This is a genomic window from Lactobacillus amylolyticus DSM 11664, from assembly GCF_000178475.1.
Classification (GTDB): Bacteria; Bacillota; Bacilli; order Lactobacillales; family Lactobacillaceae; genus Lactobacillus; species Lactobacillus amylolyticus.
This window is the reverse complement of record NZ_ADNY01000036.1, coordinates 1-22,541: the sequence shown is the minus strand read 5'-3', so window position 1 is coordinate 22,541 and position 22,541 is coordinate 1. Positions and strand designations below refer to the sequence as shown.

Genomic DNA, 22,541 nt, shown 5'->3' with positions numbered 1-22,541 from the left:
GTTGAATTTCAAAGAGAGAGCTAATTGGTGAGAAAAGCTTAATTCGCTTTAGGGGATGCTCCTTTAAGTATTAATTTTAAAGATAATCAAGAGGTAACAAACACTGTTGCAATCAAGGTGGTACCGCGCACGTAGCGTCCTTGAAACTGTAATGGTGTTTTTTATTTTGGATTAGGAGATAAAAATGAAGAAACTAACAAGTTCAGAGTTTCGGCAAATGTTCTTAGACTTCTTTAAAGAACATGGCCATATGATTATGCCAAGTGCATCACTTATTCCACAAGATGACCCAACTCTTCTTTGGATCAACTCTGGTGTTGCCACAATGAAGAAGTACTTCGATGGTTCAGTTGTTCCTAAGAACCACAGAATTACTAGTTCACAAAAATCAATCAGAACTAATGATATTGAAAACGTTGGTAAAACTGCTCGTCACCAAACCTTCTTTGAAATGCTTGGTAACTTCTCAGTTGGGGACTACTTCAGAAATGAAGCTATTACTTGGGCTTGGGAATTTTTGACAAGTCCTAAGTGGTTAGGTCTTGATAAGAGCAAGCTTTATTGTACTGTTTATCCAAAAGACATTGATTCACAAAAGGTATGGGAAAAGGCAGGAATGCCTAAAAATCATATCTTTAAGTTAGAAGACAACTTCTGGGATATTGGTGAAGGTCCATGTGGTCCTGATACTGAAATTTTCTATGACCGTGGTCAAGAAAACAACGATGTTGCTGAAGATGACCCTGAAAACTTCCCAGGTGGTGAAAACGCTCGTTACCTTGAAATTTGGAACATTGTTTTCTCACAATACAACCACCTTCCAAATGGCAAATATGTTGATCAGCCACATAAGAATATCGATACTGGTATGGGTCTTGAACGTGTGCTCTCAATTTTGCAAGGCGCACCAACAAACTTTGAAACTGACTTGTTCTTGCCAATTATTCATGCAACTGAAGAGATGACTCCAGGCAAGAAATACGGCGTTAACAAAGCAGATACTACTGCTTTCAAGATCATTGCCGACCACGTTCGTGCCGTAAGTTTTGCTATTGCTGACGGTGCTCTTCCTTCTAACAATGGTCGTGGCTACGTTCTTCGTCGTTTAATTCGTCGTGCTGATTTGAATGGTCAACGTTTGGGCATTAAAGGTGCATTTCTTTACAAACTTGTTCCAGTTGTTGGTAAAATTATGCAAAGCCATTACCCAGAAGTTATGGATCAAAGAGGCTTCATTGAAAATGTTATTCAAAATGAAGAGGAAAGATTCCAAGCAACTCTTGATTCTGGTTTAACTTTGCTTGATGAATTAATTGCCAAGGCTAAGAAGTCAGATAATAAGACTATTTCAGGCAAGGATGCCTTCAAGTTGTTTGATACTTATGGCTTCCCTTATGAATTAACATTCGAATCAGCTCAAGATGCAGGTCTTAAGATTGACAAGAAGGGCTTTGATAAAGAAATGCAAGCTCAAAAAGAGCGTGCTCGTAAAGCTCGTGGTGACCTGCAATCAATGGGTCGTCAAGATGTAACCTTGATGAATATCAAGGACAAGTCAGAATTTGAATATGGCAAGTATGAAGAAGACCATGCTAAATTGATTGACATTGTTGTTAATGACAAGTTGGTCAACAAGGCTGATGGTGAAGAAGCAATTTTAGTATTTGATAAGACGCCATTTTACGCTGAACGTGGTGGACAAGTTGCCGATCATGGTAATATTTACAACCAAGATGGCGAATTAGTTGCTAAAGTTACAGATGTTCAACATGCACCTAATGATCAAAACTTGCACTTTGTTGATATCATTTTGCCACTTGAAAAGGGCCAAGAATATGTTTTAAAGATTGATCGTGAACGTCGTGAAGGTTTGCGTCACTCTCACACTGCAACTCACTTATTGCACGCAGCTCTTCGTCAAGTTTTAGGTGAACATACTCACCAGGCTGGTTCACTTGTTGAACCTGATTACTTGAGATTTGACTTCACAGCTATGGAACCAATGACTCCACGTGAAATTAAATCAGTTGAAGAATTGGTTAACCAAAAGATCTGGGAAGCAATTCAAGTTAAGACTACTGTCACTACACCAGAAGAAGGCAAGAAGATGGGTGCCTTAGCTTTGTTCAATGGCAAATACGGTGATAAAGTTCGTGTTGTTCAAGTAGGTGACTTTTCATCAGAATTTTGTGGTGGTACTCACTGTGACAATACCAACCAAATCGGTATTTTCAAGATTATTTCTGAATCCGCTGTTGGTGCAGGTATGCGCAGAATTGAAGCCGTAACTTCAAAGAAGGCTTATGAATACTTAGCTGACCGCTCAACTTTACTTGATGATATTCAAGAACATGTTAAGGCTACTAAGCCAGATGGCATTATGGACAAGATTGATTCACTTGAAAGCAGCTTGCATGATGCCCAAAAGCAAATTGAAGATTTAACTAAGAAGATCAACCAAGCAAAGGCTGGAGAAATCTTTGACAATGTTCAAAAGGCTGGCGATTTAACAGTTATTGCTGCAACAGCAGACGTTAGCGGTATGAACGACTTGCGTGAACTTGCCGATAGCTGGAAAAGTGGCAATAAGTCTGATGTCTTGGTATTGGCTGCCAAGAATGATGGCAAGGCTAACATGATTATTAGCTTGAATAAGAAGGCTCTTGATAAAGGTCTTAAGGCTGGCGATTTGATTAAGAAAGCCGCTCCAATCTTTGGTGGTGGCGGTGGTGGCCGGCCAAACATGGCTCAAGCCGGCGGTAAGAAGCCAGAGGGCATCGATGAGGCTATTAAGACTGTAATTAGTGAAATTTCTAAGAATTAAATAATTGAGTTTGGCTCTTATTTCAAGTAGAATTGTGACAGGAGGAATAATTATGAGTTCATTAGATAAAACCATGCATTTTGACTTTAACCAAAATAAAGGCAAAAACGTGTATGATACTCTACAAGATGTTTACAATGCGCTCGAAGAAAAGGGCTACAATCCAATTAATCAAATTGTTGGATACTTGCTTTCTGGGGATCCTGCTTATATCCCACGGCATAATGATGCTCGTAATTTAATTCTTAAGCATGAGCGTGATGAAATTATTGAGGAGCTTGTAAAGAGCTACCTTGGCAAAGATAAGTAAATGAGATTAATCGGTTTAGATATCGGCTCCAAAACAGTTGGAGTTGCAATCAGCGATGAATTGGGGATTACTGCGCAAAAATTAGAGACGATTCCAATTGATGAGAGTAAATTTAACTTTGGAATGCGTCCACTGAAGAAAATTGTGCGCGAATATGATCCTGCAGGATTTGTCTTAGGTCTGCCAAAGAACATGGATGGAACAAGTGGGCATTCAGTAGATCGGAGCAAGGCTTATGGCGAACGTCTGAAAAAGAAGTTTAATCTGCCTGTTTATTATGATGATGAACGATTAACAACAGTGGAATCACGAAGAGTTCTAGTTGAAGAAGCTGGCGTTCATGATCGCAAGAAGCGTAAGCAGGTAATTGATCAGATGGCTGCAGTACTTATCTTGCAAAATTATTTAGACTTACACCGAAAGGATTAAAATGGCAGCAAACATTAATGGTGATGGTGATAAGGACCGTCAAATTACCTTGATTGATGATCAGGGCAATGAAGAATTATATGAGATCTTATTCACTTTCCATTCTGATGACTACAATAAGTCTTACGTACTTCTGTATCCTGCAGCAGTAGGTGATGATGAGGATATCGAAGTGCAAGCATTTAGTTATGATGCTGATGATGCAGGCGACGTTACAAGCAGCGACTTGCATGAGATTGAATCAGATGAAGAATGGGATATGGTTCAAGGAGTATTGAATACATTCTTGAGCGATGATCGTTTAAGTGGTGAATAAAACAAAAAGGACTGGCATTGCCAGTCTCTTTTTGTCTTACTTGGAATGTAAAGATAAATAGCTATGATGAACAAAAAAATTTTAGAAATACTTGAATTTCAACAGATCACTGCTCGTTTAAAGAGTTTGGCAATCACAGCTCCTGCTAAAAAGAGGGCAGAACAATTATTGCCAAGTGGTGATTATGAGCAGGTACAAAAACAATTGGATCAAACTTTTGCTTTAAGCAGTCTTTTGAGAGTGAAGGGCAATTTACCATTAACAGACTTTGAAGATGTTCGTCCAAGTACCAAAAGATTAGGTGTAAAAGCAAATTTAAATGCAAAAGAATTAGGCAATTTGTTGCTGGTTTTGACTTTAGCTAATGATGTTAACGGCTTTATGGAAGAAGTCGATGATGAAATTGATCTAAGTTCAGTTGACGAAATTTTGACAGAACTTGATGTACCGGAGACTTTGTTTCATGAATTAAAAAAGTCGGTCGACTATGACGGTGAAGTACTGGATACAGCTTCTACTGCTTTAGCCAGACTGCGTCATGATATGCGCAGCAATGAAGAAGAAATTAAAGCAAAAATGGAAGGCTACACCAAAGGCAATTCTAGTAAGTACTTGTCTGAAGGAATTGTAACTATCCGTGATGATCGCTATGTTATTCCAGTCAAGCAAGAATATCGTGGAAAATTTGGTGGCGTTGTTCATGATCAAAGTGCCAGTGGTCAAACTTTGTTTGTGGAACCAGAAGCCGTTTTGAATTTAAATAATCGACAGCAAAATCTGGTAGCGCAAGAGCGACAAGAAATTCACCGCATTTTAAAGTCGCTTTCAAATTTAGCACGGACTGAAATTGATCGCTTAAATGCGATTGCCTCAGCTCTGACTGAATTAGATTTTTTGCAGGCTAAAGCAAAGTTGGCAAAGCAAATGAAGGCCTCACAGCCAAAACTGAGCAAAGATCATTCTTTGAATTTGCTTAAAGCGCGGCACCCATTAATCGATCCAGAAAAGGTAGTACCAAATGATATTCGCTTAGGTGATAAGTTTGATACAATGCTGATTACTGGCCCCAACACTGGTGGTAAAACTATTACTTTAAAAACTGCCGGGTTATTGCAATTAATGGCGCAATCTGGTCTGTTTATTCCAGCTGAAGAAGGCAGCACGGTAGGCGTCTTTAAACAGGTCTATGCTGATATCGGTGATGAACAATCGATTGAGCAATCACTGAGTACTTTTTCTTCACACATTAACGATATCGTGTACATTATGAAGCATGTCAATGCCGATACTTTAGTTTTAATTGATGAAATTGGTGCGGGAACTGATCCAGAAGAAGGGGCTAGTTTGGCAATAAGCATTTTGGACTTTTTGCGCAAAAAAGATGCCAAAATCATGGTTACCACACACTACCCTGAATTAAAACTGTATGGCTACAATCGCGAGCGAACAACAAATGCTTCAATGGAATTCGACCTCAAGACGCTGTCGCCGACATACCATTTGCAGATCGGCATTCCGGGGCATAGTAATGCGTTTGCTATTGCACGTCGATTGGGGATGCGTGAAGACGTCGTTCAAAATGCCCAAGGATTAATGAAAGATAGTGACTCTGACATCAATAAGATGATTGAACGCTTGAATGAACAAACAAAGGCTGCAACGGCGGCCCGTAATCGGCTGCAAACTAGTTTGGATCGCAGTCAAAAATTAGAAGAAAAACTGCAAGAGGCACTGGACTGGTACAATCAGCGAGTTCAAAAGCAGCTTGATTTTGCCCAGGAACGAGCTAATGAAGTTGTTGCTAAGCGTCGTAAAAAAGCTGATCAAATTATTAAGCAGCTCGAAAACAGCCGGCAGCATATTAAAGAAAATGAGATTATTGATGCTAAAGGTCAGCTTAATAAGCTTGAACAGCAGGAGGCAAACAATTTAGCCCATAATAAAGTCTTGCAGCATGAGAAGCGCCGCCACCATGTGAATGTTGGCGATAAGGTAAAAGTCCTCTCATATGGGCAAACTGGGACGATTACCAAGAAACTGTCTGCGCATGAATATGAAGTTCAGATTGGAATTATCAAGACCAAAGTTTCCGATCGCGATATTGAAAAAGTAACGGGTGAAAAAACCACGCCAAAGAAGCAAGTACGTGCAACCAGTGGTACTTTGAGAAGAAATAATGCTCATAGCGAACTCGATCTGCGTGGTCAGCGTTATGATGAAGCAATGACGAACTTGGATCGTTATATCGATTCAGTTTTGCTAGCCGGACTTGACTATGTCACAATTATTCATGGAATCGGGACAGGTGCTATTCGTAAAGGCGTATGGCAATACCTGCGTTCAAGCAATCACGTTAAAAGTTTTAATTATGCACCGGCTAATGAAGGCGGCAATGGTGCAACGATTGTCCATTTAAAATAAAAGCAAGCAATTAACTTGTAAAAAGTAAGTAAACTTGTTATAGTATTTTTGTAAAGAAAAAAGATTATTGATTAAGGGAGGTAAAAACGATGGTTGATGCAATTACTGACCAAAATTTTGAAGATGAAACTAAAGATGGCGTTGTTTTAATTGATTTCTGGGCACCCTGGTGTGGTCCATGCAAGATGCAATCACCAGTTATTGATCAATTGGCTGAAGAACGTCAAGATGTTAAATTTACTAAGATGGACGTTGATGATAACCAAGATACTGCTAAGAAGTTGGGTATTATGGCTATTCCAACTTTGCTTATCAAGAAGGACGGCAAGATTGTTGACCGTTTGACTGGTTACACCCCAAAAGAAAAATTGAATGCAATCTTGGATCAATATACTGATTAAGTTTGTAATTAAAAAGAGGATTAAGCGTTTGTGCGCTTAATCCTTTTTTTACTGCTTATTTTATTTTTACTATAAATATGGGCTAAAATTAGTTATCTTATCAATAAAAGGAAATGAAAATATGGATTTTTATATCGATTTCTACGGAATGATTCTAGCTTTTATCGATCTTTTTTATTTCTTGTTAAGCCTTGCCGTAGACGTCGTTGTTTTTGTTAAACTAGCGCAGCCGATTAAGACAGGGAAAGATAAACTATTTTTGGTAATTTTTTGCTTAATTATGTCGGTGATTTTGGTATTTAGTCCATCAGATTTCGTTAATACCTGGCTGACCTATGCCGAAATAGCGGTCTTGTATCTGTATTTTGCGATAATTCGCAAGAATAACCATAAATTAATTTTAGGTTCGCTACTTTTCTTTTACGTAATTGATCAATTTCTTTTGGCGAGTGAGTTTTTAATTAGCTCCTTCATCGCCTTTCTCAAGCTGCATATCTGGGAAGAAGCCTTTGATATTTTACTAAGCCTAATTACAATGGTGATTGTTGCAAAATATAGCCGTTTTTTACGCGAAAGATTGATCGATCAAAATAGCAATATTTTCATTGGTATCTTGTTCTATATTTACCTTTCCTGCGATGTTATCAATTATTATTTGGGAATTGATAACCGGCCAATTGAAGTAATTCAAATTTCAATTGGTTTGTTGATTTTCCAAACTATTTTTGCAATCTTGATTTATATTGGAATGGTTCACACGCAGCGTAATTTGTTAAATCATCAGGAGCAAAAAGCAGAATTTGAAAAACAGCAGCAGCTTGAGGATTACGCGACTTATCTCGAAAAAAGCGAAGACGAACTTAGAAGCTTTCGTCATGATTACCGCAATATGTTTGAATCACTTAAATTGAGTGCAAAAGAGGGCAATGTTGACGAAGTAATTGAAAAATTGGATCAGTATACTAAAACCAATTTAAATTCACAGGCATCTTTGAAGTATAAGGATATTAATCATGTCCATTTAAAATTATTAAGAGCATCATTATTTCTAAATTAACAGAAATGTATAATTTAGGAATTAAATATAATTTTGAATGTCGCCAAGAAATTACGAAATTGCCGCAAAACTTCGATGCCTTGGATTTGGTTAGAATTATTGGGATTACCTGCGATAATGCGATTGAAGAAAGCAAACTGCTAAAAAAACGCGGCCTAACGCCAGAGATTCAAATCATGTTTTATTCTGAAGGCAATAATGAATTTGAATATTAAATTCGCAATCGAACAGTGCAGTCTAAAATTTCTATCAAAAAAATTCAGGAACAGGGTTATACCACTAAGAAAAATCATGCTGGCCTGGGTTTAGCAAATATTGCCAAGATTGAAGATAAATATGCAGAAATGTCGATTTCATATAATGTAAAAGATAATTGGTTCGACTTTTATTTAGTTATTGACACGGAAGGAGATTAAAGAATGAATTATTCGATTATTGTTTGCGATGATGATCGAGCGTTGTCAGAGAGACTCGCTGACCAGACTAAGATTGCTATTCAAAACATGCGCAACGACAGTCCTAACTATGACCAAATTCAACTGCAAATTTCCTTAATCGCTAATAGCTTTGATGAAGTAATTGCTTTTTTAAAACAAAAAACAATCGAAAATGGGATTTACTTCTTGGATATTGAATTGAGTCATGATCCAGAAGCAAAAAATGGAGTTGATTTAGCAGAAAAAATAAAAGAACATGATTCTAATGCACAAATTATTTTTGTGACTGCTTATGACAAATATGCTCCGTTAACTTATCGCCGACGGATTGGGGCAATTGATTATATTAATAAGGTCCAAACGCGGAATCAAATAATTAATCGTTTGGAAGAAACACTCAAAAATGCTATTGATAATTTAACAATGGCAGAAAAAGTAGAAGTAAAGAGTTTAATCTATAGAGTTGGTCATCGCGTGCAAAAAGTAAGAGCAGATGAAATTTATTATATTGAAAACAGTTCTGTTCAGCATAAGGTTAAAATGGTAACGGAAACCGGTGAAAGTGAGTTTAAGGGGACGATCACGCATCTGGATCAGGAAAATGCTTTTTTGATGAAAGTTTCGCAATCATTCTTAGTTAATCCGGAGAATATTGCAGCGATTGATCTATCCAATCGCATAATTAGTTTTCCAAATGGGGATGAAGTTAGTTTTTCAAGAGATAGAAAAAACATTATTAATCAGATTTTGAACCAATTTCATGGAATTGAAGTCAATTGATTACGAGATTCGTCTAATTTTGAACGAGATTTGTCCTTTTTTACTTTTCGTCGTTCAATTCGGGTATGATACTTATGTGAGTTGAGAGGGATAGATAATCAACTTCACACAAGAAGATCCTAAAGAAGAGATAAAATTCAGTACTTTGATTAACTCTCATTCGACTTTTAATTACTACATTCCCTAAATTTAAAGCGTAAAAAAAGATTGAATGCCATTTGGTATTCAATCTTTTTTATTATTGTGTTTCTTCTTCTTTTAATAGATCTCGAATTTCTTTGAGATAATCAGCTTCAGTTGGCTTAGCCGCCTTTTTGTTAGCCTTCCCCATTTTATTGACAGCTTTGACAATTAAAAAGACAACGAAAGCAATAATAATAAAGTTAATAATTGAATTAATAAAACTGCCGTACTTAAATGTTGCGCCGCCAACTTTAAAAACGAGATTAGACAAATCTATTCGACCAATAATTAATCCTAAAAGAGGATTAATCAAATTTTTAACCAGGGAGTTTACAATTGCAGTAAAAGCGGCTCCGATTATCACGCCGACAGCAAGATCGATCACGTTGCCGCGAGCAATAAACTGCTTAAATTCCTTAATCATATTATTTCTCCTATATATTCTTTGCAAAATATTGTTTGTAAATAAGTATACAGAAGAAAGAAAAGTTTAACTATTTTTTTGCCTAGCTAAAGCGAGCAACAAGTTCGACCTTGTTTTCTTTATCTAAAATATTGATTTCACACTCAGTTGTGCGGCCATTTTCTTTTTGCATTGCTTCGGCGATCATTCCCGCTTCAATAGCGAATTCTTTGCTATCGCTGTTTAAACGATCTGTGACGGTTTGACCACTTAATTCATAAGTAGTTGATGTCCGTCGCTCTTTAACTTTTTCTAATTTGCCGAAGTTAGCCATTTTAAAGAATTCAGCCAAATCGTCAAAAGAGGAAAGATCATAGTGCCAAGAGATTCTCTTGCCGGCCCAGTAAAGGATATTTGCAGTATCTTTACCGAGAATTTCTGGTAAAAGGAAGTCTCTGTAAAGCTGATTTAAAAAGTAAACATGTTCGTTTGTTTGATTTGTTTTATCTTGCATAAGTTTCATCCCTTTTATTCTTTTTTATTTTACCGTAGACTAGTGGGAGTAGAAAATAAAATTTTTCTTTAGAGGTGCATAAAATTATGGATAATCGTCCGATCGGACTACTAGATTCTGGTGATGGTGGTTTTAGCGTTGTTAAAAAAGTTATCAAAAAACTGCCTGAAGAATCAACTATTTTTATCGGTGACAATGCTCATATGCCGTACGGAGACAAGAGCAAAGAAGAAGTTATCGAGTTGACGCGGCATAGTGTTAATTTTTTATTAAGCAGAGACGTTAAGCTGATTATTTTTGCCTGCAATACGGCAACTGCAGCTGCTATGTCAACAATTCAAAAAGAAATTAAACCACAAATTATCGGCGTCATTCAATCTGGAAGTTTGGCTGCAGTCAGAACAACTGAAAATAAAAAAGTGGCTGTCTCCGCTACGCCAGTGACTATTGCTTCACATGCTTACAAAAATGAAATTCAAGTTCGCGATCCAGAGATTGAGGTAACTGAATTGGCTACGCCCAAGCTGGCACCTCTTGTAGAAGCAGAGGAAGACTACAATACTAATTTGCGGGTGGTTAAGGAAAGTTTGAAGCCACTCCAAGGAAAAGACTTTGATACTTTTGTTTTAGGTTGTACGCATTATCCACTAATTCAAAAAGAGTTCGAAGAAGCACTGCCTGACAACGTTTCAATTGTAGATCCAGCAGATCAAGTTGCACAATATACTTTCAACGTGATGCGCCGCGATGGCTTATTTGCAGCTCCAGGCAGCGTGGCTCGACATGAATATTACACGACAGGAGACGTAGAAAAATTTGAACGTATGGGGCAATCTTTCTTGGATCAGCCTGATTTAAAAGCAAAGTATGTAGATACGGAGAATATGTGATGACGAGAGAAATTTTGTTTGCAACAAATAATCAAGGCAAAGTAAAAGAACTTAAGGAAGCATTCAAGCAAGCTGGAGTTGATTTAATCGTTAAAACGGACGCAGATTTGGATAATCCGCCTCATCCAATTGAATCTGGCAAAACCTTTGAAGCAAATGCCAAAATCAAGGCTCATGAATTGGCAAAATTTTCTGGCCTGCCGACAATTGCTGATGATTCAGGTTTAATGGTTGATAAATTAAATGGTGCACCTGGCGTACGTTCAGCTAGGTATGCCGGCGAAGCTCATAATGATGCCCATAACAATGCCAAGCTTTTGGCAGAATTAGGCGGAGTGCCACAAGCTGAAAGAACAGCAAAGTTTAATACGACCATCGTTGTTTCAATGCCGGGACACTTTGATCAGGATCTAGTAGTTTCTGGTCAATGTGCTGGTGAAATTATGCCAGGTCCTGTTGGCGAAGATGGTTTTGGCTATGATCCGCTTTTTTATGTTCCTGAAAAAGAAAAAACATTTGCACAAATGACTACCGATGAGAAGAATGAAATTTCACATCGTGGCAGAGCAATTAAAAAACTGCTTAAAGAATTGCCTGCTTGGCTTGCACAATTTGATTAGAGAAAAGAGTTGGAATTTTATTTCCAACTCTTTTTTAGGCTGATTTTGTAGTAATCGTGCTTGAAGCCTCCGCAAATTTAATATGACTTTTTTGCAAAGCTTCAATGTAGTGACTCAAGTACAGATTTTTAACAATGCTTTGTTTGTCCAGCTTTACTTTAAAAGAAACAGCATAAGTGATTGTCTGCCCATTTTGACCAGTAACTCCGATGATCGTAGGTGCGGTCGCAAGCAAATTTTTGCTGGGCTTAATTTCCTTATTGACTTGCTTGATAATCTGAGTGACTTGATCAAAATTATCGCCCGCATCTAATTCCAAATTGACCGTCATGCTGATGAAGTTATGAGCTAAATTTTGAACAATCGAAATATTGCGATTGGGAATAAAAATCGTAGAGCCATCGGAGGCCTTAAGTCTGGTTGTTCTGAGTCCTAATTGCGTAACTGTTCCTGTTTGCGAATCGATTAGCACGGTATCGCCAACGTCAAATTGATCTTCACTCAAAATAAAAAAGCCGTTAACAAGGTCGCTAACAAAGCCCTGTGCTCCCATTCCTAGCGCCAGGGAGAAAATTCCGGCGCTGGCAAGCAAGGTGCCAACTGGAACACCGATAATTGATAGAATGCCAAAAAGATAAAAGAAAATTACAGTATACTGAAAAACACTGTTGATCAATGCAGTAATTGTTTTAGTACGTTTATTTTTGATCCTTTTTGGCTTGCTTTGCAGATAGCGATTAATTATTTTTTTGCCGAAGTGTGAAATAAGATAAAAAATTAGCGTGGTTAAGAGCAGTTGCCACAAAACAGTGATTAAATAGTTGCCGATTTTATCCCAATTAAGTGAAAAAGTATTTTTACCAATATGCAATGCGGTTTTCATTAGAGTTTCTCCTTGTAAAATCTTGTTTCTATCTTAACAAATAACTTTTTGATTGAGAAACAAGCATTTTCATGCTAGACTTTTTTTAGATGTATTATTGGAGGCAGAAGATGGTAATTTCTTATGGAGCTATCGCTGGTTTAATTGCTGCTGTAGCATTTCTATTGTTAGTTTTATTTACAATTCCAATGCTTGTGCGTACTTCAAAAACTTTAAAAGAAGTTAATAAAACTATGCAAACAACTAACAAGTCAATTCAAGAAATTTCAACAGATGTAGATGGCTTGATGAAGCAAAGCAGCGACTTATTAGATAAAACAAACGATTTATTAGCCGATGTTAATGGTAAAATGAAGACAATTGATCCAGTAGTTAAAGCTGCTGCAGATCTTGGGGAAAGTGTTTCAGAAATTAACGCTTCTTCTAAAAAGATGGCAAAACGGATCAAAAATGTGCATCTAGGTCGAACAGGCATTGTTTCTTCATTGTTAACAGCAATGCTGGCTAGACGCAAACGTCGCAATGGTAAAGATTAAATAGAAGATAAAGGAGGAAACCCCGATGAGTAAATTTACTAGTTTTTTAGTTGGTGCTGTTTTAGGTGCTGCCGCTGGTTTTGCAGCTGGCTCATTATTAGTTGATAATGATCAACTTGATGATATAAAGAAAAAAATTAAGGACAACGAAAAACTTCAAGATCTTAAAAAGAAGTATGATAACGGTACTGAAATCGTTAAGAATCAATTGGCATCCTTCCCAAAGAGCGTTGAGGATGATTCTGAATTAAAAGATTTTGATGATATTGTCATTGATGACTCAAACAATGATGATGACGATGAAGAAAAAGCAGCAGATGATTTGAATAATGCTGAAAAAGATGACGATACTGCTTCAGATGAAGGAGCACCTGAAGAATAAATTTAAAGTTAAAAAAAGACTTCTATGTAGTGACCCAGCAAAATTGGACACTTTATTGATATTATGCAGCTAAGGATTGATTCCGAAATTGTTCCGGAGTCAGTCCTTTTAGTTTTGTCTTGGTTCTTTCAGTATTGTAGAAGCGGATATGGTCTTTGATAGCTTGCTCTAATTCATCAGGATTGGCATAATTTGTTTCTTTGCCGTAGAACATTTCGCGTTTGAGAATGCCAAAGAAGCCTTCCATCAGCCCATCATCAGGAGAGCAGCCCTTTCTAGACATGCTTTGTTCTATTCCATGAATGGCTAATTCGCGCTGGTAAGCTCGTTTTTGATATTGCCAGCCCCGATCAGAGTGAAAGATTAAACCATTGAGCGCAGGATGAGCAGTAAAAGCATCATCAAGCATTGTCATTACTTGTTTGAGGTTAGGATGACGAGAAATATTGTAGGCAACTATATCTCTAGCACAGCCATCGATAATTGGCGAAAGATAAAGCTTATGTCCTCTTAAATTGAACTCGGTAACATCCTCGTACCACTTCATATTTGGCCTGACGGCAAAGAACTTGCGCTTAATCAGATCTGGCTTGATTCTGCCCTCAATCTCTCCCTCATAGCTGTCATAACGTTTTCTTCGTCTCATGCGATAGCCAATTAAGTTCAGCTTGCTCATCAGACGTTAAACTGTTTTGCGGTTAACCTTAAAGCCTTCATTGTGCAAACGGTCGGCAACCACCCGGTATCCGGGTGCAGTGTATCTGCCTTTGAGCTCAGCACCAAGGCATCCGATTTTTTTATAAATGCGTTTTCGACAGTAAGCTTTAAATTCTGGCGACGAAGCTTTTCTTTTTCTCGTTTCAGCTTCTCTAGCTCTTTGCTTGTTCTTTTCTTCAAGAGTATGTCGTCCTTTCTTCTTGATAACGACATTATACCCATTTTCTTTGTAGGAGCGAATCCAATTGCTTAGCATGCCTATACTGGACAAGCCAAGATCAAGAGCTACTGCAGCAATTGCTTCGTCTCCGAAGATTGCACGTTCTTTATATTCCTTGGAGTAATAAGTATGAGGCTTATCAAGAATGGAAAAGCCATGAATTTTAATCAGTTTTACCAAATAGTTTATAATTTCTTTTCTTACTCCTTATTTTTTACCTAAATAGGTTCCGCGTTTCTCTTCTAAAGTCCATTCTTTAAAAATATGAATTTTATCTTGTTTAGATAATTTAAACATAGAAAAACCCCCGAAATCCGTGTCCGAATTTCGGGGGTCACTACATTAGCTCGTTGCTAGAAGTCTTTTTGTTTGTCTTTAATCTTTTAAAGGCAAAATCTTTAAGTCTTTATCAGTATGGGTAAAGGTTTCAAAACCATCTTTGGTGACAACGCCACAATCTTCGATTCTAACACCGGCAAAACCTGGAATATAAATTCCTGGTTCGATGGAGAAACACATGCCTTCTTCAAGAACTAGATCGTTTCCTTGAACAATTGATGGAAATTCATGGACATTTTTACCAATACCGTGACCTAAGCGGTGGATGAAGTATTCACCATAGCCTGCCTTAGTAATAATGTCGCGAGCAACGCTGTCCAATTCTTCAGCCGTAATTCCAGGTTTGGCAGATTCAATTGCAGCTTGCTGGGCTTCACGATCCACTTCGTAAATTTCTCTTTGCTTGGCAGTTGGTTCACCATAGGCAACAGTTCTGCTTGAATCAGAAGCATAGCCTTCATGCATGGTTCCGAGATCAAATAAAACCAATTCGTTAGGTTTGACTCGGTTCATTGTTGGGCCCAAGTGAGGGTTTGCGGCGTTTTTCCCAGCTTGGACAATCGTTTCAAAACTTTCATGCATAACGCCTTTTTGAATTTTTAATTGATAATCGATCTGTCCAGCAATGCTGCGTTCAGTAGCCCCAGTCTTAATAGCGTCGAATCCAATCTTAAATGCAAAGTCGGCTTCGGCTCCGGCACCTTTTAATTTTTCAATTTCTTCTGGAGTCTTGTAAAGACGGATTTTTTCTACGAATGGAGATACATCGCCGTTGAAATCAGCATTTGGAAATTGCTGATGCAAAAGTTGATAATGAGCTACTGACAGATCGTCTTTTTCAATTGCCCAATTTTGATAATCCTTAGTTCTTTGCTTAACATGGTCAGCAATCATCTGCCATGGTTTTTCTGAGTCAAGATAGCCAAAGACATCACCGTTCCATGCGCTCGCTTTAGCCTCTTCGACATTTAATGCTGGGGTAAAAACGAAGGGTTCAGCATCTTTAAAAGCGACTAAAGAAAAGATTCGCTCATGTGGATCCATTTCATAGCCAGTGAAATAAGCAATAGTAATTGGGTTAGAAATATAAGCTACATCTTGGTTGTTGTCTTGCAGCCATTGTTGTAATTTTTCTAGGTTCATATTTTTCCTTTCTAAAAGAAAATTTGTTAATATTTTCAATCAAGTATATCATGAATAAGTATGAAAAAATGAAAAAAAGCAGTAAGCGCTTGCAATTGCGGAGCTTTGGTGTTAAATTACTCTATGTGTATTTTTGAGATGTAAAATATAAAGAAGCGTGGAACTTAGAATGCATAAGCAAGAAGTTACGATTTATGATGTTGCTCGAGAAGCTAAAGTTTCCATGGCAACAGTCTCTCGTGTTATTAATGGCAATAGCAATGTTAGAAAAGAAACACGTGAACGGGTTGAAGCAGTAATTAATCGTTTGCATTATCAACCCAATGCAGTTGCTCAGGGCTTAGCCTCAAAGAAGACAACGACAGTTGGTTTGATTGTTCCAGAATTAACCAATCTTTATTTTGCTGAACTTTCCAAAGGAATTGACGATATTGCATTGCTTTACAAATACAATATTATTATCAGCAGTATTGAAAACCGTTTAATGAAAGAAGACGAAGTAATCCAAAGTTTGCTTAACAAGCAAGTAGATGGCGTTATCTATATGTCTAATCGTCTGCCAGATAAAGTAGCTAATGCTTTCAAGCAGACAAACACGCCAGTAGTTTTAGCAGGGACTAAGGATAACCGGGATGAATTTGCTTCAGTAACGATTGACTATCAGAAGGCCGATACAGAAGCTTTGAATTTAATGTATAACGACGGCAAGAAGAACTTGGCAATTGTGGTTGGCGATCCTGATACAGTTGTTAATAAGGACAACAGAATTCCTGCTTATCGTAAATTCTTAGCTGATCATGATATTGCAGAAGAGCATATTTATACCAAAATTAATAACTACTCTGACGGCTATAATCTTTATTCTCAACTTGAAAAAGACGGCGTAGATGGTGTTATTGTCACTCGGGATGTTACTGCAGTCGGAATTTTGAATTCTGTAATGGATGCAGGCAAGAACATTCCTAAGGATTTGGAAATTATTACTGCAAGTGCTACGCAAATTGCTTCAGTTGTTCGTCCGGCTTTAACTACAATTAAGCAGCCTTTGTACGATATGGGTGCAGTTGCAATGAGAATGTTGACGAAATTAATGAATAATGAAGAAGTAGACGGCATTCACGTTCAATTGCCATATGAATTGCTTAAAAAGCAAAGTACTTTAAATCAATAATAATAATCCAAGCAGAGGTCGATTAGTTCGACCTCTTTTTTGTGTTACAATTGCATGTATACTAGCACTTAGAATGGATGTCAGCTATGGATCATCAATACGAAACATTGGATTTAATTGAAGAAGTCACACGTAAGGACGGCAGTAAGTATTACGAAATTTCCAATATTGATCAAAATGGGATCGCAGAATTGGCTGCCAACCGCGGTTATATTAAGCGCGTGCAGATTTTAAAAGTAAATATTGCTCGAACTAAGCCGTTAATTACTTATGAAAAGTATATTAATGAAAACTATCATCTGCAAACTTTATTAAATGAAGATGACTGGAAAAATCCGAAATGGGTTGAATGGGAAAAGCCTAAAGGTAAAATTTTAGATGCGTATAAGATGGTTTTAAAGGCCAACCGGATAGGATAGGGAAAATTCTCATGGAAAATATTCGTATTTTACACACAAATGATCTTCATTCTCATTTTGAACACTTTCCTAAAATAGGACGTTATTTGCATCAAATGCAAGAAAAACCGAATGCCGATGAAGTTTATACTTTTGATGCCGGGGATTTTATGGATCGTTCACATCCGTTGACTGATGCAACTGAAGGTCAGATCAACATCAAATTGATGAATGATTTTCATTACACAGCTGGCACGATCGGCAATAATGAAGGTATTTCTAATCCACATGCCGTTTTAGAGGATTTATTTGATCATGTTAACCATCCGATTCTATTGTCTAATTTGCGTGAAGAAGATGAGAGTTTTCCTAAGTGGGCAAAAGACTATGAAATTTTGACTACCAAAAAGGGCACTCGCATTGCTTTGGTTGGTCTAACAGCGGCTTATCCAATGACTTATGGCCCTAATCACTGGCATATTAAAATGCTGGGTGAAACGATGGATCGCGTTTTGCCTGAAATTGAAGGCAAATATGATGTGCTGATTTTAATTACGCATGTCGGTTTAGAAAAAGATCGGTGGCTAGCAAAAAATTATCCACAAATTGACTTGATTGTTGGTGGACACAGTCACGATTTAATTCCAAATGGTGAAAAAGTTAACCAAACCTGGATTACGCAGACAGGCAAGTGGGGAAATTATGTTGGTGATATTATGCTTGAAGTTAATGATCAGCATCAAGTAGTTAAAATTGCGCCAACAACAATTAGTACTGCTTCAATGCCTGAAGAAGCAGGCGATGAACAAATTATCCAAGGTTATCTTGAGCAGGGAAAGCAAATCTTAGAGCAAGATCATGTTGCATATTTGCCAGAAAAATTTGCTGATGATAAAGTAGCGGCCATTCAAGTATCGCTTGATGCAATTGCTCATTTTGCCAATACTGACTTGGCAATGTTGAGTTCGGGTCTGTTTTTATCATCTTTTAAGGTAGGAACTTTAACAAAATTTGATTTGCAAAAGGCCTTGCCACACCCAATGCATGTAGTAAGAACGAAGCTGAAGGGCAGCGATCTTTGGCGTTTGGTGATGGAGATTGAAAAGAATCGCCATTATTTAGACCATTTTCCTTTGCAAGGAATGAGCTTTAGGGGAAAAATTTTTGGTCAAATGTATTATCGTGGGATTAAAGTGGACAAGCTCCACCGGATCGTTTATGTAAATGGTCAAAAGATTAACCCAGAAAAAGATTATCAAATTGCAGGTCTGGACCATTATGTATTGGTTCCATTTTTCCCAACTTTAGCGATCGTTGGTGAAAACGAATTTCTATTCCCACAGTTCTTACGCGAAGTTGTTGGCGATTATCTCGCACAAAAATATCCGATAACGCAAGAAGTGAAGTAAATGACAGAAAAGAACAGATCAAATTCCGAAACAGAGAACAAATTTGAAAAAGAACAGCCTCTGCGCCACCCACTAGCTGTCGTAGCGCAAGATGATGATAAATTAAAAATCAATAAGCAGCTGTATCGTATTATCGTTAATAAAGATAATGCACTTGACGTAGAGATGCTGCGCAAAAAGTATGATCCTTACTTGGATCAATACGATTATATTGTGGGTGATGTGTCGAGTGAACATTTGCGTCTAAAAGGTTTTTATAAAAATGTTGTTAGAACTGCAATCGAGCGTAAGCAGAGAGCAATTGCGGATTACTTGATTGAATATTGCAATCCTGGGGCCGCTTATTTTGTGCTAGAATTGATTTCTCCTACACATAAGTATAACTATAGTCGCTCGCAGGAAAAACGTCCTGGGCGTTATTATAAGTACCGTTATTCAAATAGGCATCGGACGCGCTTGAAGAATAACTTTAAAAAACGATGCGTTCATCAAACTCGTTTTCCAAAGAAGAAAACAATTGCCGTTCAAAAAGGCAAAGGTCGTAATCATGCTTTCGTAATTAAAAAGAGAAAGGATTAGCAGTGAAAGACTATCGCATTTTTTTAATCGATCTTGATGGTACAGTCTATCGCGGAGATGAAACTGTTGAATCTGGAGTCCGTTTTGTTCATCGATTAGCGGAGGCCAAGAAGGATTATCTTTTTTTGACCAACAATACGACTCGTACACCGCAGATGGTAGTTGATAAATTAAAAGGGCACGGAATTGAAACAGATACGGCCCATGTTTATACGCCATCAATGGCCACTGCAAGCTATATTTTGCAGCGCAATCATCAAAAGAAAATCGGACTGTACATTATTGGTGAGATTGGTCTATGGTCAGAGATGCTCAGCCATCCTGAATTTGAAATTAACGAAAAAAATCCAGACTATGTCATCGTCGGTATGGATAGGGATTTGACCTACCACAAAGTTAGAGTTGCAACTAGAGCAATTCGCAATGGTGCTACTTTTATTGGTACCAATGCGGATTTGAATTTGCCACTCGGGGATGAATTAATTCCAGGCAACGGTGCTCAATGTGCGATGGTCGCTGCCGCAAGTGGTCAAAATCCGCTTTATATTGGCAAGCCGGAATCGATTATTGTCGAAATGGCATTGGCCAAGGTCGGTCATACTAAAGATGAGGCCATTATTGTTGGCGATAATTACGATACTGATATTCGGGCTGGTTTTAACAGCAATGTTGATCAACTTTTAACACTGACGGGCGTTACGCAAAAACAGGACATTGTTGGCAAAAAACAGCCGACTATTTTAGTTAACAATTTAGATGAATTAAATTATGAGAAGAAATATTAATCCACTGATTATTTTGTATCATTTTTTATTTGGTCTCTCTAGTAGTGTGGTCGGAGCAATTATCGCGAGTTGGCCGCTGCTGTTTATTTTTATGCTTGTGCAGAAAACAAATGAGATTGTACATATGTCGATTTTTAAAGTGATGCATAACTATAGCCAGCTGATGTGGTATTTGCTATGGCCATTTAAACAAAAATTGAAAATGGATAATTTTCCAACATCTAAGAATGCAGCTGAGCATTTTGTCTACTGCAAAAGATTGTTTATTTGGGTAGTCGTCGTTTTTATAGTATGTTTGGTTCTGCACTTTATCGCAAAAAAGCAAAAAAATAAGGCCATGCTTAAGCTGGATAAAACATGGGCTTTATTATTTTTAATTTTGCCAATTGTAATTTTACCGTTTGCATTTGCTAATTTTGATAGCTTTTTTATTGTTTTTCACCAGTTGTTCTTTTCTAATAGCAACTGGTTGTTTGATCCAACGACTGATCCGATTATTAATGTCTTGACAGAAGGCTTTTTTGCTTCTTGTTTTGCGGTTGATGGTATTATTTATGAATTATTCTTTGCTGAAAATTATTAAACAAATAAAAAGAGTTCCGCTAATGGAACTCTTTTTTTAATGAAATCTTCTTCTTTAAAGCTACAATTGCAATTGGTACTACTGAAACAAAGATAATTGCCAAGACAATCATCGAGAAGTGCTCTTTGACTACCGGAATATTGCCAAAGAAGAAACCAATAATTGTGAACAACCCGGTCCACATTAAACCACCGATAATGTTGTAGGTAATAAATTTGCCGTAATGCATTTTGCTTCCGCCAGAAATAAACGGTACGAAAGTTCGAATAAACGGAATAAAGCGTCCAATCACGATTGTAATTGGGCCATGACGTTCGAAAAATTTTTCGGCTGCCAAACGATTGTTGTGATTGATCAAACGATTGAACCAGTTGTGCTTTTCACCAGCTGCGGCTGACCACTTTCCAATACGATAATTTACACTGTCACCAATGATGGCAGTTAAAGCTACGATAATGTAAATCAGCCAAATATTGAGCGAGTAACGCGGGTTGGCCGCCATAGCGCTGGCAGCAAAAATAAGTGAATCACCTGGTAAGAATGGAAAGACAACTAGTCCTGTTTCGATGAAAATAATTGCACATAGGACTAAATAGCTGCCTGCACCAAATTGATTAACAATTGTGACAAGGTGATCATCGATATGAAGAATAAAATCTATTAAAGGCATGACGACTCCTACATACTAGTTGAATGAATAGTTAATGTTTTTTCAGGGAAAAGGTCGCGCATAATGGCGTTAATCGCAATCTGTACTTCACCAAAGCCAACTCCAATTACTGGCACGCGCCCAGGATAAGAGATAGCGTCTCCGACCGCATAAATACCAGGTAGGTTGGTTTGCATAGAAGAATTGACTGCAATACGAGCATCGGTTAATTTTATGCCCCATTTTCTGATGAGGCGGTTATTTGCTTTAAACCCATAAGCTACTACAATTTGATCACAGCAAATTTTCTGCAGATACGTATTGCCCATCCTTTTCAACGTGACCGATAGCTGATTATCTTCTATTTGAATTTGTTTTGGAAGATACGGGGTGATAATTTTAACATTTTTTAATTGACGCAATTTAGACAATGTAGATTCGAGTCCGCGAAATTGTGGGCGCCGATGGACTAAAACAATATTGCTGAAATGTGATAATTCTAGCGCCCAATCAAGGGCGGAATCGCCACCACCGAAGATGGCGACCGTTTTTCCAGAAAATTCTTTAGGATTGCGAACATAATAATGGATTCTTTTTTCAATTTCAGAATCAAGTTTAAGTGGCAATTTTTTGGGATCAAACGCTCCATTACCAGTTGCGATAATTAAACTGCGAGTACTGTATTTATCATCAATTAAAATCTCCTCATTTCTTTTCTCAATCTGAGTAACAGAATGATTAGTTACGATTGAGGTGTCCTTATTTAATCCTTTTTTCAATTGAGTAATAAGATTGGTTGCCGTAATTGCTTGGTAAACCGGAATGTCGTTAATTGTTTTAAAAGGATAAAGCATTTGCGGTTGTCCGCCGACCTCATTTAATGAATCAAAAATGACAGTCTTTAATCCATGAAGCTGAGCATAATTTGCCGCAAATAATCCAATTGGTCCGGCACCGATAATAGCCAAATCAAATTTTTTAATTTTTAAAACTCCCTTCAAAGTTGATATATCAACTTTAACATGATTCGCTAAACATTTCATTTGAATTTATACTTGTCAAAATATTCAAATTAGGGTAAATTAATTAAGTCAGCTTTTTGAGAAAGCAAATCTTGATTATTGAAAAGATAAAAAAAGACTTGCATTTGAATAAAAAAGTT

General features: G+C 37.4%; 26 protein-coding genes and 1 pseudogene. 20 read left to right on the top strand and 7 right to left on the bottom strand.

Translation table 11 applies throughout. The features are described from left to right. The first annotated feature begins 184 nt into the window (after window positions 1–184). From alaS to HMPREF0493_RS04530, 10 genes are all read left to right on the top strand, one after another. On the top strand, window positions 185–2,824 hold the full coding sequence (gene alaS / locus HMPREF0493_RS04565) for an alanine--tRNA ligase (protein WP_006352127.1): 2,640 nt from the start codon (window positions 185–187) through the stop codon (window positions 2,822–2,824). A 52-nt stretch (window positions 2,825–2,876) separates the two neighbouring features. Beyond that, window positions 2,877–3,134 carry an IreB family regulatory phosphoprotein gene (locus HMPREF0493_RS04560; protein ID WP_004045418.1) on the top strand — a complete coding sequence of 86 codons (258 nt, stop codon included), beginning with the start codon at window positions 2,877–2,879 and terminating at the stop codon, window positions 3,132–3,134. Continuing rightward, complete coding sequence (ruvX, locus tag HMPREF0493_RS04555) at window positions 3,135–3,563, top strand: Holliday junction resolvase RuvX (RefSeq protein ID WP_006352126.1); 429 nt, start codon at window positions 3,135–3,137, stop codon at window positions 3,561–3,563. Window position 3,564: 1 nt separating this feature from the next. Next, complete coding sequence (locus HMPREF0493_RS04550; protein ID WP_006352125.1) at window positions 3,565–3,879, top strand: DUF1292 domain-containing protein; 315 nt, start codon at window positions 3,565–3,567, stop codon at window positions 3,877–3,879. Window positions 3,880–3,945: 66 nt separating this feature from the next. Continuing rightward, complete coding sequence (locus HMPREF0493_RS04545; RefSeq protein WP_040457228.1) at window positions 3,946–6,300, top strand: endonuclease MutS2; 2,355 nt, start codon at window positions 3,946–3,948, stop codon at window positions 6,298–6,300. Window positions 6,301–6,389: 89 nt separating this feature from the next. Continuing rightward, window positions 6,390–6,701, top strand: a complete 312-nt coding sequence (trxA, locus tag HMPREF0493_RS04540) for a thioredoxin (RefSeq protein WP_006352123.1) — start codon at window positions 6,390–6,392, stop codon at window positions 6,699–6,701. A gap of 121 nt (window positions 6,702–6,822) precedes the next feature. After that, entirely contained in the window at window positions 6,823–7,758 is a 936-nt protein-coding gene (locus HMPREF0493_RS08610) for a hypothetical protein (RefSeq protein ID WP_006352122.1), read from the top strand. Between the two features lie 5 nt (window positions 7,759–7,763). After that, window positions 7,764–7,973 (top strand): hypothetical protein, encoded by a 210-nt coding sequence (locus HMPREF0493_RS09040; RefSeq protein ID WP_006352121.1) that lies wholly within the window; start codon window positions 7,764–7,766, stop codon window positions 7,971–7,973. A gap of 15 nt (window positions 7,974–7,988) precedes the next feature. After that, window positions 7,989–8,174 (top strand): GHKL domain-containing protein, encoded by a 186-nt coding sequence (locus HMPREF0493_RS09035; protein ID WP_006352120.1) that lies wholly within the window; start codon window positions 7,989–7,991, stop codon window positions 8,172–8,174. 3 nt (window positions 8,175–8,177) lie between these two features. Then, window positions 8,178–8,975, top strand: coding sequence for a LytR/AlgR family response regulator transcription factor (locus tag HMPREF0493_RS04530; RefSeq protein ID WP_006352119.1), 798 nt, complete (start codon window positions 8,178–8,180; stop codon window positions 8,973–8,975). Window positions 8,976–9,213: 238 nt separating this feature from the next. On the opposite strand, the gene mscL is transcribed toward HMPREF0493_RS04530, so the two are convergent. Then, entirely contained in the window at window positions 9,214–9,582 is a 369-nt protein-coding gene (mscL, locus tag HMPREF0493_RS04525; RefSeq protein WP_006352118.1) for a large-conductance mechanosensitive channel protein MscL, read from the bottom strand. An 82-nt stretch (window positions 9,583–9,664) separates the two neighbouring features. Beyond that, a complete protein-coding gene (locus tag HMPREF0493_RS04520) occupies window positions 9,665–10,075 on the bottom strand; it encodes a YslB family protein (protein WP_040457214.1) in 411 nt (136 codons plus the stop codon). A gap of 86 nt (window positions 10,076–10,161) precedes the next feature. Between HMPREF0493_RS04520 and murI the strand changes: the two genes are divergently transcribed. Further along, window positions 10,162–10,965: a glutamate racemase gene (gene murI / locus HMPREF0493_RS04515; protein WP_006352116.1), complete on the top strand. Its 804-nt coding sequence runs from the start codon at window positions 10,162–10,164 to the stop codon at window positions 10,963–10,965. After that, window positions 10,965–11,585 (top strand): XTP/dITP diphosphatase, encoded by a 621-nt coding sequence (locus HMPREF0493_RS04510; RefSeq protein WP_006352115.1) that lies wholly within the window; start codon window positions 10,965–10,967, stop codon window positions 11,583–11,585. Before murI ends, HMPREF0493_RS04510 begins: the two co-directional genes overlap by 1 nt. Window positions 11,586–11,619: 34 nt before the next feature. On the opposite strand, the gene HMPREF0493_RS04505 is transcribed toward HMPREF0493_RS04510, so the two are convergent. Beyond that, entirely contained in the window at window positions 11,620–12,468 is an 849-nt protein-coding gene (locus tag HMPREF0493_RS04505) for a mechanosensitive ion channel family protein (RefSeq protein WP_006352114.1), read from the bottom strand. 110 nt (window positions 12,469–12,578) lie between these two features. On the opposite strand from HMPREF0493_RS04505, the gene HMPREF0493_RS04500 reads away from it, so the two are divergent. Next, window positions 12,579–13,004, top strand: coding sequence for a DUF948 domain-containing protein (locus HMPREF0493_RS04500; protein WP_040457212.1), 426 nt, complete (start codon window positions 12,579–12,581; stop codon window positions 13,002–13,004). Between the two features lie 25 nt (window positions 13,005–13,029). Beyond that, on the top strand, window positions 13,030–13,386 hold the full coding sequence (locus HMPREF0493_RS04495; RefSeq protein WP_006352112.1) for a hypothetical protein: 357 nt from the start codon (window positions 13,030–13,032) through the stop codon (window positions 13,384–13,386). 61 nt (window positions 13,387–13,447) lie between these two features. Here the strand turns inward: HMPREF0493_RS04495 and HMPREF0493_RS08355 are convergent. Further along, a pseudogene (locus HMPREF0493_RS08355) lies at window positions 13,448–14,620 on the bottom strand (IS3 family transposase). A 78-nt stretch (window positions 14,621–14,698) separates the two neighbouring features. Then, entirely contained in the window at window positions 14,699–15,805 is a 1,107-nt protein-coding gene (locus HMPREF0493_RS04480; RefSeq protein WP_006352109.1) for an aminopeptidase P family protein, read from the bottom strand. Between the two features lie 169 nt (window positions 15,806–15,974). Between HMPREF0493_RS04480 and HMPREF0493_RS04475 the strand changes: the two genes are divergently transcribed. The 6 genes from HMPREF0493_RS04475 to HMPREF0493_RS04450 all read left to right on the top strand — a co-directional run bounded on the left by HMPREF0493_RS04475 (window position 15,975) and on the right by HMPREF0493_RS04450 (window position 20,730). After that, window positions 15,975–16,976 (top strand): substrate-binding domain-containing protein, encoded by a 1,002-nt coding sequence (locus tag HMPREF0493_RS04475; protein WP_006352108.1) that lies wholly within the window; start codon window positions 15,975–15,977, stop codon window positions 16,974–16,976. 86 nt (window positions 16,977–17,062) lie between these two features. Continuing rightward, complete coding sequence (locus HMPREF0493_RS04470) at window positions 17,063–17,395, top strand: hypothetical protein (RefSeq protein WP_040457211.1); 333 nt, start codon at window positions 17,063–17,065, stop codon at window positions 17,393–17,395. Between the two features lie 11 nt (window positions 17,396–17,406). Further along, a complete protein-coding gene (locus tag HMPREF0493_RS04465) occupies window positions 17,407–18,783 on the top strand; it encodes a bifunctional metallophosphatase/5'-nucleotidase (RefSeq protein WP_006352106.1) in 1,377 nt (458 codons plus the stop codon). Then, window positions 18,784–19,362, top strand: a complete 579-nt coding sequence (locus HMPREF0493_RS04460) for a YutD family protein (protein ID WP_006352105.1) — start codon at window positions 18,784–18,786, stop codon at window positions 19,360–19,362. 2 nt (window positions 19,363–19,364) lie between these two features. Further along, on the top strand, window positions 19,365–20,147 hold the full coding sequence (locus tag HMPREF0493_RS04455) for a TIGR01457 family HAD-type hydrolase (RefSeq protein ID WP_006352104.1): 783 nt from the start codon (window positions 19,365–19,367) through the stop codon (window positions 20,145–20,147). Beyond that, entirely contained in the window at window positions 20,131–20,730 is a 600-nt protein-coding gene (locus HMPREF0493_RS04450; RefSeq protein ID WP_006352103.1) for a TIGR01906 family membrane protein, read from the top strand. Before HMPREF0493_RS04455 ends, HMPREF0493_RS04450 begins: the two co-directional genes overlap by 17 nt. A gap of 19 nt (window positions 20,731–20,749) precedes the next feature. Here HMPREF0493_RS04450 and HMPREF0493_RS04445 read toward each other — a convergent pair whose 3' ends face one another. After that, entirely contained in the window at window positions 20,750–21,400 is a 651-nt protein-coding gene (locus HMPREF0493_RS04445) for a VTT domain-containing protein (RefSeq protein WP_006352102.1), read from the bottom strand. Window positions 21,401–21,408: 8 nt separating this feature from the next. Next, window positions 21,409–22,422 (bottom strand): NAD(P)/FAD-dependent oxidoreductase, encoded by a 1,014-nt coding sequence (locus tag HMPREF0493_RS04440; RefSeq protein ID WP_006352101.1) that lies wholly within the window; start codon window positions 22,420–22,422, stop codon window positions 21,409–21,411. Between the last annotated feature and the right edge of the window lie 119 nt (window positions 22,423–22,541).